Origin of the sequence: Dactylosporangium sp. NPDC006015 (assembly GCF_040614215.1) — a bacterium.
GTDB classification, from domain to species: domain Bacteria; phylum Actinomycetota; class Actinomycetes; order Mycobacteriales; family Micromonosporaceae; genus Dactylosporangium; species Dactylosporangium maewongense.
In genome coordinates this window covers 77,109-91,988 of sequence record NZ_JBEXUD010000028.1, presented here as the reverse complement: position 1 = coordinate 91,988, position 14,880 = coordinate 77,109, and the positions used below count along the sequence as shown (strand labels likewise).

The window sequence follows — 14,880 nt, the reverse complement described above, 5'->3', positions numbered from 1 at the left end:
ATGACCTTGCGCAACGCCGTCATCGCGTTTTTCGTCATTCTGACCGCCATCGTGATCACCAAGACCGACCCCGGCGACAGGTCGCCGGCGGCGTCGAGCGGCGGCGGCCAGCGGGTCGTGTGTTCGGTTTCACCGCAGCGACCCGCGGAGAAGGGCGGCAGGATCGTCGCCGCCGCGCAGTTCCGCTGCGACCCCCCCGGTCCCGACGGGCTGACCGTCACCGTCCGCCTGCAGCGCAACGACGGCGGCACCTGGGTCACGGTGGCCCAGGACACGTTCGTCACCAACGCGGCCTACACGACCCGCGAGCACTCCGCGGCGGCCAGGACCCGGCAGGTCGGCACCGCCTGCGCGGCCGGCACCTTCCGCACCCACGTGGAGGCCAACGTGTACGACAACCGGCGCAACTCCGGTCTGTCGAACGCCAGCGGCGAGCGCCGCAACCCCTGCTGACGGCGCTGCTAGGAGGGCTCGATCTCCACGTAGGGGATCTTCGCCCGCCACACCCAGACCGCCTGGGCGGCGACCCAGATCAGCGTCCCGGCGATCACCAGCGCGCCCAGCCACGGCAGGCCGCCCCAGCCGGTCTCCGCCACGATCCACATGACGACGCCGATGATCGCGAACTTCAGGATGTACGTGCCGAGCGCCACCGGCATCAGCAGGTGCCGGGCCCGCAGGTCGGTCACCGCGATGGTCAGGCTCGACACGGTGTAGCTCAGCATGACGAGCGCCACACCGGCGAGGGCGCCGAGCGCGCCAGTGCCGCCGTCACGCCACCAGGCGAGCGGCGCGGCGGCCACGAGCAGGCCGCCCATCGCGATCAACGCGGTCGGCAGGTGCTGCAGTCGCTTCCTCACAGTGGAGCAGGATACGCCGGGAACCGCCCGACCAGCTCGGTCACCCGGTCGCCGACCTGCTCGCCGCGGATCGCGCCGCCGATCAGCTCGGCGATCTCGGCCATCTCCGCCTCGCCCATCCCCTGCGTCGTCACCGACGGCGTGCCGACCCGCACCCCGGAGGCGGTCATCGGCTTCTCCGGGTCGTACGGGATGGCGTTCTTGTTCAGCGTGATCCCCGCGGCGTCGCAGCGCTCCTCGGCGTCGCGCCCGGTGATCCCGAGCCCGCGCAGGTCGATGAGGGCCAGGTGGGTGTCGGTGCCGCCGGACACCGGCCGCATCCCCTGCGCCTCGAGCCCGGCGGCGAGCGCCCGCGCGTTGCGCACGACCTGGGCCGCGTAGTCCGCGAACGCCGGCTGCGCCGCCTCGTGCAGCGCGACCGCCTTCGCCGCGACCGCGTGCATGAGCGGCCCGCCCTGCGTGAACGGGAAGACCGCCTTGTCGATGCGCTGCGCGAGGGACTCCCGGCACAGCAGCATGCCGCCGCGCGGGCCGCGCAGCACCTTGTGCGTCGTGCAGCTGACCACGTCGGCGTGTTCGACCGGCGACGGGATCGCCTTGCCTGCGACGAGGCCGATGAAGTGCGCCGCGTCGACCATCAGGTAGGCGCCGACCTCGTCGGCGATCGCGCGGAAGCGGGCGAAGTCGATCAGCCGCGGATAGGCGGTGGCCCCGCAGATGATCATCGCGGGACGGTGGCTGAGGGCGAGGTCGCGCACCTCGTCGTAGTCGATCAGCTCGTCCTCGCGGCGCACCGGGTACCCGACCGTGTTGAACCACTTGCCGGAGAAGTTGACCTTGCTGCCGTGGGTGAGGTGCCCGCCGTGCGGCAGCTCCATCGCCAGGACGGTGTCGCCGGGCATCAGCAGCGCCGCGTACGCCGCGAGGTTGGCGCTCGCGCCGCTGTGCGGCTGGACGTTGGCGTGCTCGGCGCCGAACAGCGCCTTGGCCCGCTCGATCGCGAGCTCCTCGGCCCGGTCGACGGCCGCGCAACCGCCGTAGTAGCGGCGGCCCGGGTAGCCCTCCGCGTACTTGTTGGTCAGCGTCGAACCCAGCGCGGCCAGGACCGCGGGCGAGGTGAAGTTTTCGCTCGCGATGAGCTGCAGGCCGCCGCGCAGGCGTTGCAGCTCGTCGAGGACGACGTCGGCGATCTGCGGGTCCGTCTCGCGGAGCGCGTCGAAGTCCGGCCCCCAGTAGGTGTCGCCCATGAAAACGAGTCTAGGGCGCATGAGCGCAGGGTAAGCATGAAGTCATGCGATGCCTCGTGACCGGTGCGACCGGCTATGTCGGCGGCCGGCTGGTCCCCCGTCTCCTCGCCGCGGGCCACGAGGTGCGCTGCCTGACCCGCGACCCGCGGCGGCTGCGGGACGTACCGTGGGCGGATCGGGTCGAGATCGTGCAGGGCGACCTGGTGGAGGAGCAGGACGAGCGCCTCACCGACGCCATGCGCGACGTCGACGTCGTCTACTACCTGGTCCACGCGCTCGGGCAGGCGGCGTTCGAGGACGTCGACCGGCTCAGCGCGCTCAACCTCGCCGTCGCCGCGGTCGACGCCGGCGTGCAGCGGATCGTCTACCTGGGCGGGCCGGCGCCGAGCGAGAAGATCGCCTCGCCGCACCTGCGCTCGCGCGGCGAGGTCGCCGACATCTTCCTGCGCAGCGGCGTGCCGACCGTCGTGCTGCGCGCGGCCGTCATCATCGGCTCCGGCTCGGCGTCGTTCGAGATGCTGCGGTACCTCACCGAGCGGCTGCCCGTCATGATCACTCCTCGCTGGGTGCACAACCGGATCCAGCCGATCGCGATCCGCGACGTCCTGCGCTACCTCGTCGCCGCCGCCACCGTCTTCCCCGTGCCGCTCAACCGGGCGTTCGACATCGGCGGTCCCGACGTGCTCACCTACGCCGAGATGATGCGGCGGTACGCCGTCGTCGCGGGCCTCCCGCCGCGGACCGTGCTGCCGGTCCGGGCGCTCACTCCCTGGCTGTCGTCGCACTGGGTCGGCCTGGTCACGCCGGTGCCCAACCGGATCGCCCGCCCGCTCGTCGGCAGCCTCATCCACGAGGCGGTCTGCCGCGAGCACGACATCGCCGCGTTCGTGCCCGACCCGCACGACGGGCTCACCGGCTTCGACCTCGCCGTCCGGCTCGCGCTGCGCAGGATCCGCGACGCGGACGTGGAGACCCGCTGGGCCAACGCGGCGCTCCCGGGCGCGCCGAGCGACCCGCTGCCGTCGGATCCCGCGTGGTCCGGCGGCACGGTGTACCGCGACGAACGCAGCCGGACCGTCGAGGCCGCGCCGGACCAGCTGTGGCGCGTCATCGAGGCGATCGGCGGGCAGAACGGCTGGCACTCCTTCCCGCTCGCCTGGTCGGTCCGCGGCTGGCTGGACCGGCTCGTGGGCGGGGTCGGGCTGCGCCGCGGCCGCCGCGACCCGCACCGCCTCTACGTCGGCGAGGCGCTGGACTTCTGGCGCGTCGAGGAGATCGTGCCGGGCGAGCTGCTGCGGCTGCGCGCGGAGATGAAGCTTCCGGGTCAGGCCTGGCTCGAGATGCGCGTGGCGCTCGATCAGCGGGGGCGGCTGGTGTACGAGCAGCGCGCCGTCTTCCTGCCGCGCGGACTTGCCGGCCACCTGTACTGGCTCGCCGTCGCGCCCTTCCACGCGGTCGTCTTCGGCGGCATGGCGCGCAACATCGCCCGCTCGGCCGAGCGCCTGCCCTTGACCGAGACCGCGGACGTCAGCGGTTGACCAGCTTCCCCGTGCGCCGGCACGCGGTCAGCGGTTGAGCAGCGCCGCCGTTCGTCGGCACGCGGTCAGCGGTTGAGCAGCGCCGCCGTTCGTCGGCACGCGGTCAGCGGCTGAGCAGCGCCGCCGCGAGGGGGCGGGTCAGCGCCTGGACCTGGTCGGCGACGATGCCGAAGAAGTCGTCGGGGCGGCCCCACGGATCGGCCAGGTCGTCCTCGTCACGCACCTCGTCGCGGGCCTTGTCCACCAGGTCGACGAGCGCCACGCCACGGTCGTACACGTCGGCGGTCGCGGGCAGGTCCGCCACCACCGCCGGCAGCAGGCGCGCGAACTGCCCCCACACGAACGTCCGGCTCGCCGCGTCCGGCCGCAGGGACACCACGAAGTCGACCTGTTCGGCCGTCGCGGTCAGTACCAGATCCGAGGCGTCGACGTGCTCGGCCAGCAGCTTGCGGGCGCGGAAGCCCGCGGTGTCGCCGCCCCGGGCGAGCACCTGCCGGGCCGCCTGCGGGTCCATCGGCTCCCCCGCGTGCCATCCGCCGGTGCCCGCGCCGTGGACATAGACCAGGTCAGGCGGCGCGCCGAGGGCGGCGAGGTCGGCGACCAGCAGCCGCTCGGCCATCGGCGACCGGCAGATGTTGCCCATGCACACGCACAGGACGCTGAACGGCGCCATGCGGCCTCAGTCCTCCAGGCCGATCAGGGTCGGCACGACCTCGCGCAGCTTCTCGATCGGGATCGCGCCGGCCCGCAGCACCCGGTGCTCGCTGTTGGTCACCGAGATGATCGTGCTGGCGACCGGCTCGGGGCACGGGCCGCCCTCCAGGTAGACGCTCACCGAATAGCCCAGCTGGTCGCGGGCCTCCGCCGCGGTCTCCGCCGCCGGCTGGCCCTGCTTGTTGGCCGACGAGACCGCCATCGGTCCGGTCTCGCGCAGCACCTCCAGCGCGATCGGGTGCAGCGGCATGCGCACCGCGACCGTGCCGTCGCCGCCGAGGTCCCACTGCAGGCTCGGCGCGTGCTCCACGACGATCGTGAGCGCGCCCGGCCAGAACGCGTCGACGAGGTCGCGCGCCGCCTGCGGCAGCCCGAAGACGAGCCCGTCGAGGGTGTGCCGGGAGCCGACGAGCACCGGCACCGGCGCGGAGCTGCCCTTGGCGTTGTTGAGCGCGGTGACCGACCAGGACTTGAACGCGTCGGCGCCGATGCCGTAAACCGTGTCGGTCGGCATGACGACCAGGTCGCCGCGGCCCACCGCCTCGATCGCGGCGGCGATCCCACGGTCGCGCTCGGCAAGCTGGCTGCAGTCGTAGAGCATCACGCGGCTAGTCTGCCACCCGCCGGGCGGTGACGAAGCGCGGGCGTCCGGCGAGATCGCGGTGGTCCGTCACCTCGTCGAAGCGCCCGGTCGCGCGGATCAGCGCCGGCAGCGTCTCGCCGTGGCTGTCGTCGTGCTCGATCCCCAGCCGTCCGCCGGGCCGCAGCAGCCCGGCCGCCCGGTCGACGAGCCCCGGCATGAGCGCCAGGCCGTCGCCGCCCGCGAACACGGCGTCGTGCGGGTCGTACACCGAAACCTCCACGTCGACCGGCGCGCCTTCCGGGACGTAGGGCGGGTTGCTCAACACCAGGTCGACCGTGCCGTCGAGCTCGCGCAGGGTGGCCGGGTCGGTCACGTCGCCCTCGACCACGTGGACGTCCGGCGCCAGGCTCGCCACGTTGCGTCGCAGCCACCGCAGCGCGGCGGGGCTCCGCTCCACGCACCACACGTCGGTGCCCGCGTCCCGCATCGCGATGGCGATGGCTCCCGACCCGCCACAGAGGTCCACGATTGTCGTTTTCGGCGTCTGTACGAGCTGCCGCCGCGCCTTCTGCGCCCACTCCACCAGCAGCTCCGTCTCGAACCGTGGGATGAAGACGCCCTCGCCGACCGCGAGCTCGTGCCCGTAGAACGGCGCCGTGCCGGTCAGGTGCTGCAACGGAACCCGCGCGCTCCTCCGGCCGACGAGGTCGCTGATCCGCGCCCGTTGTCCCGCGTCCGGCAAGGGTTCGGTCAGCAGCCGCGACCTGGAGATTCCCAGCACGTGGGCGGCGATCAGCTCCGCGTCGACCCGCGGCGACGCCACCCCCGCGAGGTCCAGCGCGCGGGTGGCGGCCGCGATCACCACGGAAAGCGTGGCGGTTTCGCCGTCCGGCATGTCATCTTCGGTGCTGTGCACCCCATAATCATGGGGCGCGCGAAAGGAGGGTCCGATGGCGGTGGCAGACCGCACGTCGGAGCTGACCCGCGCCCGGCGCCTGATCTTCGACGACCACCTCGGCGAGGCGATGACGGTCATCGACCGCATCCTGGCCGGCGACCAGCCCCCGCACGACCGCGTCGAGGCGCTCACCCTGCGGCTCATCGCCCTGATCAACATGGGCAGCGCCGAGGACTACCCGGCCGCCCTCGACGCCGGCCTCGCCGCCGCCCGCCAGGTGCAGGACCCGGCGCAGTACGGTGAGCTGCAGGCCCTCGCCGCGATCGTCGCCCTGCGGGCGGGCTCGCTGGACCGCTGCGTCCGCGCGCTCGTGCACGGCTCGCGGGCCCTCGGCGCCGTCGAGCTCACCGACGAGACCACCGCGTGGGGCTGGCACAACCTGGCGATGGCCTACTCGTACACCGGCTTCCACGAGCACGCGAACGCCGCCATGGAGAAGGCCCGCGAGGTCGCCGCCGAGGTCGGGGTCGCCACCGCCAACACCGACTTCGCCACCCCGCAGATCCGCCTCCTGCACGCCGTCGAGCTGGACCACCTCGGCGACAGCGAGGGCTGCCAGCGCATACTGCGCGACGTCGTGAGCGACCTCGAGCGCAAGCACAAGGACAACGACCTCGACAAGCTGCGCCCCATCGCCCGCGGCGCGCTCGGCTACGCGGTCCTGCGCCTGGGCACCCTCGGCATCCAGGGCCTCGTCACCGACGTCGACCCGTGGCCGCTGCTGGAGTCCGCCGGGATGTCCACCCGCGCCCGCGACCTGCGCACCCTCGGCGCCGTCTGCAAGGCCATCGCCGAGCGCCGCCCGATCGAGGCCGTCGCCCGCCTGGAGACCGCCCACGTCAGCGACGAGTCCCTGGGCGCCGCCGAGCAGCACCGCCTCCGCGCCCTGGCTCATCTGGGCACCGGCGACTACCGCTCGGCATACCACGCCGACCGCCACGCCTTCCACGTCGCCAACGTGCAGCCCGACCGGCTCCGCGACCTCTTCGTGGAAGGCATCGCCGCGCTCCTGGACCACGAGGACCTGGTCCGCCGCGTCGACTTCCACCGCGGCGAGGCCCAGACCGACCCCCTCACCGGCCTGCCCAACCGCCGCTACCTCGAGGAGCACGTCACCAAGCTCGTCGCCACCGGCGGCCACGCCGTCCTGGGCGTCTGCGACCTGGACGGCTTCAAGCAGGTGAACACCCGCCACGGCCACCTCTCCGGCGACCTCGTCCTGCAACGCGTCGCCGGCGTGCTCAACCGCGTCATGCGCAAGGGCGACTTCGTGGCCCGCTACGGCGGCGACGAGTTCGTCGTCGTCCTGCCCACCACCTCGGCCGCCGAGGCCCGCGAGATCCAGCGCCGCATCGTCGCCGCCGTCGCCGCCGAGGACTGGCACGCCCTCGTCCCGGGCACCCCCGTCGGCGTCACCATCGGCTGGGCGGGTCTGTCGGGCGAGGACTTCGAGTCGGTCGCCGAAGCCTTCGAAGCCGCCGACCACGCCATGCTGCGCGCCAAAACCCCCCGCCCCCGCGCCGCCAGCTGAGCCGTGCTTCCGCCCCACCGCTGCGCGGCGGGTCCCGGCGGGGATTCTCACCCGCACCCCAATGCGCCGCTCCGCGCCGCACTGCCCGCGCCGAGACGCGAGACAGGCCAAGCGGCGCATACGCGCCGCATCCGGTGGCCACCCACCGCGGTGGCCGGGGTCTGCTCTCTCATGATCCGAATGGTTCGGTAGCCCTGACTACCAGAACCGAACGGGATCACGAGCGGCGAGCGTCTGACGGCCCGGCCGCGCTCAAGCACCGCCCCCAGTCCGCCACAAACCCGAATTATCCGGCGGCATGCCTGATCCGATGCGAGTCCCCAGCCTGTGAAGCCGCACCCGAGGCCGCCTCTCCCCGTGATCCCGAATGGTTTCAGTAGCCCTGGCTACCAGAACCGCACGAGATCATGAGGTAGTGGCGAACATCGCTCGCTAGACCGGGCGGTACCAGGCCAATCCCCATGATCAGGAAGACCTTGTGCACCCCTGACTACACAATCTCTACCGGATCACGGAAACTCCGGGCAGTCTCGAATCAGTTCGGCAGTCCTGACCACCAGAACCGCACGGGATCATGAGGTAGTGATGAACATCGCCTGCTTGACCGGGCGGTACCGGAGCGGTTCCACATGATCCGGAAGATGCGCTGCGCGAGAGGCCAGGTGGGATGCTGGCGAGGTGTCGGGGGTGCCGACAGTTCCCCTGCGTGCCGGATATTTCGGGATTGGGAGGGGGCGGCAGCGTGAGGAAAGGAGTTAGGAGCGGGTCAGCGGACGGCGTGCAGGATGCGGGCGTTTTCCTCGCGGATGCGGGCGCGCTCCTGGTCGGCGCAGACGGCGGCCCAGGCGTTGGCCTTGGCGGTGGGCATGCGGTCGGCGCCGAGCATCGACAGACCCACCTTGTAGATCAGGTCGGCAGCGGTGCCGACCACTACGCGTGGGGCTGTGGACAGGTCGACGGGCGACGATGGCATGGCGTCCCTCCGGAGGCTCGGCTCGGCAGCGTGATCACGATCGGTAAGGTCGTCCGGCTCGAAACGCTACCTGACTCCAGGCTGCCCCTGCACCGTTTCCGCAATGTGACGTCTGCGTTAGACCCGCATCACCCTCGGCTGAGCTGGTCGTCACCTGCGAGGCGGGCCTTGCGGTCGGCGTCGGCCAGGGCGTCCAGGACGCCGTCGAGGTCACCGGCCATGGCCAGGTCCAGGTTGTACGCCGTGTAACCGATGCGGTGGTCGGAGATGCGGTTCTGCGGGTAGTTGTAGGTGCGGATGCGCTCGGAGCGGTCGACGGTGCGCACCTGGGAGCGGCGGGCGTCGCCTGCCGCTGCGGCGGCCTGCTCCTCGGCGAGGGCGGCCAGCTTGACCTTGAGCATGCGCATCGCGCGGTCCTTGTTCTGCAGCTGGGAGCGCTCGTTCTGGCAGGAGACGACGATGCCGGTCGGCAGGTGCGTGATGCGGACGGCGGAGTCGGTGGTGTTGACGCTCTGGCCGCCGGGGCCCGAGGAGCGGAAGACGTCGATGCGCAGGTCGTTGGCGTCGACCTCGATCTCGCCCGCCTCCTCGATCTCGGGGGTGACGAGGACACCGGCGGCGCTGGTGTGGATGCGGCCCTGCGACTCGGTGGCCGGCACGCGCTGGACGCGGTGGACGCCGCCCTCCCACTTGAGCCTGGACCAGACGCCGTTGCCGGCCTCGGGGATGCCGCGGGTCTTGATGGACACGGCGACGTCCTTGAAGCCGCCCAGGTCGGACTCCTGCGAGTCGAGGACCTCGGTCTGCCAGCCGTGGCGCTCGGCGTAGCGCATGTACATCCGCAGCAGGTCGCCGGCGAACAGGGCGGACTCCTCGCCGCCCTCGCCCGCCTTGACCTCCAGGATGATGTCCTTGGCGTCGTTGGGGTCGCGCGGGGCGAGCAGCTCGGCCAGGCGCTCCTCGATGTGCGGGATGCGCGCCTCCAGCTCGTCGGCCTCACCGCCGAACGCCGGGTCCTCGGCGGCCAGCTCGCGGGCCGCCGCGAGGTCCTCGCGGGCCGCGTCGAGCTCGCCGGAGGTCTTCGCGATCGGCGACAGCTCGGCGAAGCGCCGGCCGGTCTTGCGGGCCAAGCCCTGGTCGGCGTGGATGCTCGGGTCGGCGAGCTTCTGCTCGAGCTCCTGGTATTCGGCGAGAAGCGCCTGCAGTCGCTGCCCTGAAGAGGTGTCGGTGCTCATTGTCTCGCGCCCCACAAGAGAATCCCACGAGGGGAAAACGGCCAAAGACGAAGTCGGCGCCCGCACCGACCCCCGTGCCAGACAGAGGTGGTGCGGGCGCCGGAGGCGCAGCTAGGCCTTCTTGGCCTGGACCTTCGCGTACTTCTGCTGGAACTTCGCGACCCGGCCGGCCGTGTCGAGCACACGCTGCTTGCCCGTGTAGAACGGGTGGCAGACGGAGCACGTCTCCACGTGGATCGTGCCGCCCTTGGCGGTGCTGCGGGTGGTGAAAGCGTTGCCGCAGGAACAGGTGACCTCAGTGGTCGCATACTGCGGGTGGATGTCCGGCTTCATGGCCGCCGTCCTTTCGTCGTGGTCGCCGGGTCGCCGTATGGCGTGAACCGGAACCTGGTCTGGCCGTCGGTCAAGTCTGCCATGACCGGGTCACGGCACCTCAACCGGTGTCTGTAACGCCACTCCCCCCGCCGGCATTCCCGCCGCCGAAGCGAGCGAAGCATGGTAACCGCGCTGCACCCAAGTACACGCGAATAAGGCGAGCACGGCTCACCTACCCTGGCCCGTGCTATGAGCCTTCACATCGACGCACTGTGTGACCCGGCGCTGCTGGCCGAGATGGCCGGCGGCGGCTTCGTGCGCACCCAGCGCCACCCCTCGCTGCCCCTGCTGATCCACAACTACACCGAGAAGGCGCAGTACGAGAACGTCTGGAACGCGGCCACGCTCGCGTGCCGGGGCCTCGTCGCGCACGCCGAGACCGGCATGGTCCTGGCGCGGCCGTTCACGAAGTTCTTCAACCACGGCCAGCCGGGCGTGCCCGAGATGGACTTCGACGGTCCGGTGCGCGTCACCGACAAGGCCGACGGCTCGCTGGGCATCATGTACCCGACCCCGGACGGCTGGGCGTTCGCGACCCGCGGCTCGTTCGACTCGGAGCAGGCGCGGCACGCGACGGCGCTGTTCCGCCGGCGGTACGCCGGCCGCTTCACGCCGCCGGAGGGCCTCACAGTGCTGGTGGAGATCATCTACCCGTCGAACCGGATCGTGCTCGACTACGACGGCCTCGACGACCTCGTGCTCCTCGGCGCGGTCGAGATCGCCACGGGCCGCAGCCACGGCCCGGAGGTGGTGCCCGGCTGGCCGGGCCCGGTCGTCGACACGTTCGACCACGCGACGCTCGCCGACGCGCTCGCCGCGCCGCCGCGCGACAACCGCGAGGGCCTCGTCGTGCATTTCACCGGCACCGACACCAGACTGAAGATCAAGTATTCGGAGTACGTGCGGCTGCACCGCATCGTGACCGGGCTCAACGCGCGGGTCGTGTGGGAGGCCGCCGGCGCCGGCACGCTCGACGCGCTGCTGGAGCCGCTGCCCGACGAGTTCCACGGGTGGGCCACGAGAATCGCCGACGGGCTGCGCGAGGAGGCGGCGGCGCTCGCGGCCGAGGTCGAGTCGGCGTACGAGGCGACCGTCGCTACGCTGCCCGACGGCTGGGGGCGCAAGGAGTTCGCGCTCGCGGTCGCGAAGCACCCGGCGCGCAGCTGCCTGTTCCTGCGCCTCGACGACAAGGACTACCGGGGCCTGCTCTGGCAGCGGGTCCGGCCCATGGTGACGGAGGAGAGCTGATGGCGTCGCTGACCATCACCCGGGGGCTGCCCGCCTCGGGCAAGACCACCTGGGCGCGTGAGCAGGCGGGGCTGGTCCGCGTGAACCGCGACGACCTCCGCGCGATGATGCACGGCGGCCGGGTCGCCGACGACACGCTGCGCGGCCGGGCCGAGAAGGAGGTCACGCAGGCGCACCACGCCGCGATCGACGCGCTGCTGCTCGGCGGCGCCGACGTCGTGTGCGACGACACCAACCTGCGGTCCCGGGTCGTGCGCGAGCTGGCGGAGCTGGCGGCGAAGCACGGCGCGGCCTTCACCGTGCGCGACTTCACCGACGTGCCCGTCGACGAGTGCGTCCGGCGCGACGCCCTGCGCGAGGGCCCCGGTCACGTCGGTGAGGAGGCGATCCGGTCCATGCATCAGCGGTACCTGGCGGGCCGCGCCCTGCCCTTGTCGCTGCCGGTGCTCGACACCGACCCCGGTGTGACGTACGAGCCGCCGCCGGACGCGCCGCGGGTGGTGCTGGTCGACATCGACGGCACGGTCGCGCTGATCGCCGACCGCAGCCCGTACGACGTCAGCCGGGTCCGCACCGACCTGCCCAACGCGCCCGTGATCGCGGCGGTCCGGGCGATGCACGCGGCGGGGCACGAGATCGTGTACTGCAGCGGCCGCACCGACGACTGCCGCGACGACACGGCGGCGTGGCTGGACGAGCACGTCGGCGTCCCGTACGCGGGCCTGTTCATGCGTGTCACCGGCGACCAGCGGCGCGACAGCATCGTGAAGCAGGAGATCTTCGACAAGGAGATCCGCAGCCGGTATCACGTGGTCGGCGTCTTCGACGACCGTCAGCAGGTGGTCCGGATGTGGCGGGCCCTGGGCCTGACCGTCTTCCAGGTCGCGGAGGGCAACTTCTAGTTCAGCGCTTCCGGCTTGTGTACGGCCTCGCGCCCGGTCTTGTCGCTCCGCACCACGAACTGCGGCTCGCGCTCGGAAGCGGCGACGGTCCGGCCGGCGGCCTGCGTGCGGCCGGTGACCCTGCGGATGACGGTGCCGTTGACGGTCTTGCCGTGCGACCGCCAGCGCACCTTGTCGCCTCGTTTCATGGTGTACAGGTACCCGAAAGCCCCCGTGGATCACGTCCACGGGGGCTTTCGAATGGTCGCCTTACTCGCCCGGTGTGGTCTGGGCGATCTGCATGAGGAACTCGACGTTGGTCCGGGTCTTCTTCAGCCGGTCCAGCAGCAGGTTGAGCGCCTCCTGCGAGTCGAGCGCGTGCAGCACCTTGCGCAGCTTGATGACGATCGCGAGTTCGTCGGGCGCCAGCAGGATCTCTTCCTTGCGGGTGCCGGACGGGTCGATGTCGATCGCCGGGAAGATGCGCCGGTCGGCGATCTTCCGGTCGAGCTTGAGCTCGGCGTTGCCCGTGCCCTTGAACTCCTCGAAGATGACCGTGTCACCGGTCGAGCCGGTCTCCACCAGCGCGGTGGCGATGATCGTCAGCGAGCCGCCGTTCTCGATGTTGCGGGCCGCGCCGAGGAACCGCTTCGGCGGGTAGAGCGCCGTCGAGTCGATACCACCGGACAGGATGCGGCCGCTCGCCGGCGACGCGTTGTTGTATGCGCGGCCGAGCCGGGTGATCGAGTCGAGCAGCACGACGACGTCGTGGCCCAGCTCGACGAGGCGCTTCGCCCGCTCGATCGACAGCTCGGCGACCGTGGCGTGGTCCGTCGGCGGCCGGTCGAACGTCGAGGCGATGACCTCGCCCTTCACCGACCGCTGCATGTCGGTGACCTCTTCGGGCCGCTCGTCGACCAGGACCACCATCAGGTGGCACTCCGGGTTGTTGCGGGTGATCGCGTTGGCGATCGACTGCAGCACCATCGTCTTGCCGGCCTTCGGCGGCGACACGATGAGCGCCCGCTGACCCTTGCCGATCGGCATGACGAGGTCGATGACGCGGGTGGTGAGGATGTGCGGCTCGGTCTCCAGCCGCAGGCGGTCCTGCGGGTAGAGCGGGGTCAGCTTGTAGAACTCGGGGCGGCGCTTGGCCTCCTCCGGGTCCATCCCGTTGACCGTGTCGAGGCGCACGAGCGGGTTGTACTTGTCGCGCCGCTGCTCGCCGTCGCGGGGCTGGCGCACGGCACCGGTCACGGCGTCGCCGCGGCGCAGCCCGTAGCGCTTGACCTGCGACATCGCGACATACACGTCGTTGGAGCCGGACAGGTAGCCGGTGGTCCGCACGAACGCGTAGTTGTCGAGCACGTCGAGGATGCCGGCGACCGGCACGAGCACGTCGTCGTCGCTGACCTGCGGCTCGTTGCCACCGCGGGCGCCCGCGGCGCCGGTCGGCTGCACCTCGCCGTCGCGGTCACGGCCGCGGCGGCGGTCCCGGAAGCGGCTGCGGCGGCCGCGGCGGCCGGTGCCGTCGTCGTCGCCGTCCTCGTCGTTGAAGCTGCCGCGCTGGTTGCGGTCGCCGCCGGCGCGGTCGGTGCGCTCGCCACCGCTGCGGTCGGCGCCGCTGTTGCGGTCAGCGCGCTCGGTGCGGTCGCCGCGGTCGTTGCGCTCGGCCCGCTCGGTGCGCTCGGTCCGCTCACCCCGCTCCGTCCGGTCGCCGCGCTCGGTGCGCTCGGCGCGGTCGGTGCGCTCGGCGCGGTCGGTGCGCTCGCTCCGCTCGGCCCGCTCGGCGCGGTCCGTGCGCTCGGCGCGCTCGGTCCGGTCACCGCGCTCGGCCCGCTCGGTGCGGTCGGCCCGCTCCGTGCGCTCCGTGCGCTCCGTGCGCTCCGTGCGCTCGGCGGCCGTGGCAGAGGCGGCGGCGCGCGAACGGGTGCGAGCCGGGCGCTCGGTGGTCTCGGCAGCCGGCTCGGCGGCCTTCTCCACCGCGGCCGGAGCCTGCTCGGCGGCGGTCGCGGGGGCCTCGGTGGCGGCGGTCGCGCGCGGCTCCGGCGGGCCGGCGGCCCGGGTGGCCCGGCGAGGGGAACGCGTGACGGGTGCCTCGGCCGCGCCCTGGGTGGCGGACGGCCAGTCCTGCTCCGACGGCTCGGCGGCGCGCGCCGCGGCACGCGCCCCGGCACGGACCCGACCGGTGACGGCGGGAGCGGCCTGCTCGGCAGCCGCGGCGGCGGGCGCCGGGCGGGACTCGCCGGACTGACGCTCCTGGATGGCCGTCACCAGCTCACCCTTGCGCATCCGCGCGGTGCCGGAGATGCCCAACGAGGCGGCCAGGCTCTGCAGCTCAGGCAGCAGCATGCCGGACAACCCGGTGCCAGAGCGGCGCCGACGCGTCGCCCCGGTTTCGGCGCCGTCGGTCTCGACCGCGGCGCGGTCACTCGAGACATCCGACGTGACGTCGGTGGTGTCGCTCAATGGATTCCTTCCCTCGTTAGGCCGGGATGCCCGGAGACGAGACACGGTGGCCGGGCGGCCCGGGGGCTCCCACCTCGCTGCCTGGCAGCGGTGCGGGAGGTGTTGCAGCGCTGTGCGGTGAGCCGGGCGCCACCATCTGCGGCCTGACCCAGCCGTGCGCGCGCGATCACTGGAAACGCGGGTTGGCGGCCGGGCGTGCGCAAAGGGGTGCCACGGAAATCGGAGCACGCCGCCCCGCATGAGATCGCCGCACGGAGCGGCTGCTGTA

15 protein-coding genes are annotated in these 14,880 nt (G+C 72.2%); 5 read left to right on the top strand and 10 right to left on the bottom strand.

The genetic code is table 11. The features are described from left to right. On the top strand, window positions 1-453 hold the full coding sequence (locus ABZ321_RS37340) for a hypothetical protein (protein WP_354900250.1): 453 nt from the start codon (window positions 1-3) through the stop codon (window positions 451-453). An 8-nt stretch (window positions 454-461) separates the two neighbouring features. Here ABZ321_RS37340 and ABZ321_RS37335 read toward each other — a convergent pair whose 3' ends face one another. Together ABZ321_RS37335 and glyA are read right to left on the bottom strand one after the other, a co-directional pair. After that, the gene (locus ABZ321_RS37335; protein WP_354900248.1) at window positions 462-860 is read right to left on the bottom strand and encodes a hypothetical protein; all 399 of its coding nucleotides are present in this window, start codon (window positions 858-860) and stop codon (window positions 462-464) included. After that, a complete protein-coding gene (gene glyA / locus ABZ321_RS37330) occupies window positions 857-2,107 on the bottom strand; it encodes a serine hydroxymethyltransferase (protein ID WP_344510322.1) in 1,251 nt (416 codons plus the stop codon). Before glyA ends, ABZ321_RS37335 begins: the two co-directional genes overlap by 4 nt. Window positions 2,108-2,151: 44 nt before the next feature. Here glyA and ABZ321_RS37325 point away from each other — a divergent pair, with 44 nt between their 5' ends. Then, a complete protein-coding gene (locus tag ABZ321_RS37325) occupies window positions 2,152-3,645 on the top strand; it encodes an SDR family oxidoreductase (protein ID WP_354900246.1) in 1,494 nt (497 codons plus the stop codon). Window positions 3,646-3,748: 103 nt separating this feature from the next. Here ABZ321_RS37325 and ABZ321_RS37320 read toward each other — a convergent pair whose 3' ends face one another. The 3 genes from ABZ321_RS37320 to prmC are packed head-to-tail and all read right to left on the bottom strand — an operon-like array spanning window position 3,749 to window position 5,837. Continuing rightward, window positions 3,749-4,318 (bottom strand): phosphotyrosine protein phosphatase, encoded by a 570-nt coding sequence (locus ABZ321_RS37320; RefSeq protein WP_344510326.1) that lies wholly within the window; start codon window positions 4,316-4,318, stop codon window positions 3,749-3,751. Between the two features lie 6 nt (window positions 4,319-4,324). Beyond that, entirely contained in the window at window positions 4,325-4,960 is a 636-nt protein-coding gene (locus tag ABZ321_RS37315) for an L-threonylcarbamoyladenylate synthase (protein ID WP_354900297.1), read from the bottom strand. Between the two features lie 7 nt (window positions 4,961-4,967). Beyond that, the gene (gene prmC, locus ABZ321_RS37310; protein ID WP_354900295.1) at window positions 4,968-5,837 is read right to left on the bottom strand and encodes a peptide chain release factor N(5)-glutamine methyltransferase; all 870 of its coding nucleotides are present in this window, start codon (window positions 5,835-5,837) and stop codon (window positions 4,968-4,970) included. Between the two features lie 55 nt (window positions 5,838-5,892). Here prmC and ABZ321_RS37305 point away from each other — a divergent pair, with 55 nt between their 5' ends. Then, window positions 5,893-7,431, top strand: a complete 1,539-nt coding sequence (locus ABZ321_RS37305) for a GGDEF domain-containing protein (RefSeq protein WP_344510328.1) — start codon at window positions 5,893-5,895, stop codon at window positions 7,429-7,431. 766 nt (window positions 7,432-8,197) lie between these two features. Here the strand turns inward: ABZ321_RS37305 and ABZ321_RS37300 are convergent. The 3 genes from ABZ321_RS37300 to rpmE form a co-directional block, all read right to left on the bottom strand. Beyond that, window positions 8,198-8,404, bottom strand: coding sequence for a hypothetical protein (locus tag ABZ321_RS37300; RefSeq protein ID WP_344510330.1), 207 nt, complete (start codon window positions 8,402-8,404; stop codon window positions 8,198-8,200). Between the two features lie 128 nt (window positions 8,405-8,532). After that, window positions 8,533-9,639, bottom strand: a complete 1,107-nt coding sequence (gene prfA, locus ABZ321_RS37295; RefSeq protein WP_344510460.1) for a peptide chain release factor 1 — start codon at window positions 9,637-9,639, stop codon at window positions 8,533-8,535. A gap of 111 nt (window positions 9,640-9,750) precedes the next feature. Next, a complete protein-coding gene (gene rpmE, locus ABZ321_RS37290; protein WP_344510332.1) occupies window positions 9,751-9,972 on the bottom strand; it encodes a 50S ribosomal protein L31 in 222 nt (73 codons plus the stop codon). A 231-nt stretch (window positions 9,973-10,203) separates the two neighbouring features. On the opposite strand from rpmE, the gene ABZ321_RS37285 reads away from it, so the two are divergent. After that, entirely contained in the window at window positions 10,204-11,262 is a 1,059-nt protein-coding gene (locus ABZ321_RS37285) for an RNA ligase (protein ID WP_354900242.1), read from the top strand. Beyond that, window positions 11,262-12,164, top strand: coding sequence for an AAA family ATPase (locus tag ABZ321_RS37280; RefSeq protein ID WP_344510336.1), 903 nt, complete (start codon window positions 11,262-11,264; stop codon window positions 12,162-12,164). The genes ABZ321_RS37285 and ABZ321_RS37280 overlap by 1 nt, the downstream gene beginning before the upstream one ends. Here ABZ321_RS37280 and ABZ321_RS37275 read toward each other — a convergent pair. Then, on the bottom strand, window positions 12,161-12,352 hold the full coding sequence (locus ABZ321_RS37275) for a DUF2945 domain-containing protein (RefSeq protein ID WP_354900240.1): 192 nt from the start codon (window positions 12,350-12,352) through the stop codon (window positions 12,161-12,163). The genes ABZ321_RS37280 and ABZ321_RS37275 overlap by 4 nt on opposite strands. A 61-nt stretch (window positions 12,353-12,413) precedes the next feature. After that, window positions 12,414-14,612, bottom strand: a complete 2,199-nt coding sequence (rho, locus tag ABZ321_RS37270) for a transcription termination factor Rho (protein WP_354900238.1) — start codon at window positions 14,610-14,612, stop codon at window positions 12,414-12,416. Window positions 14,613-14,880 lie beyond the last annotated feature (268 nt).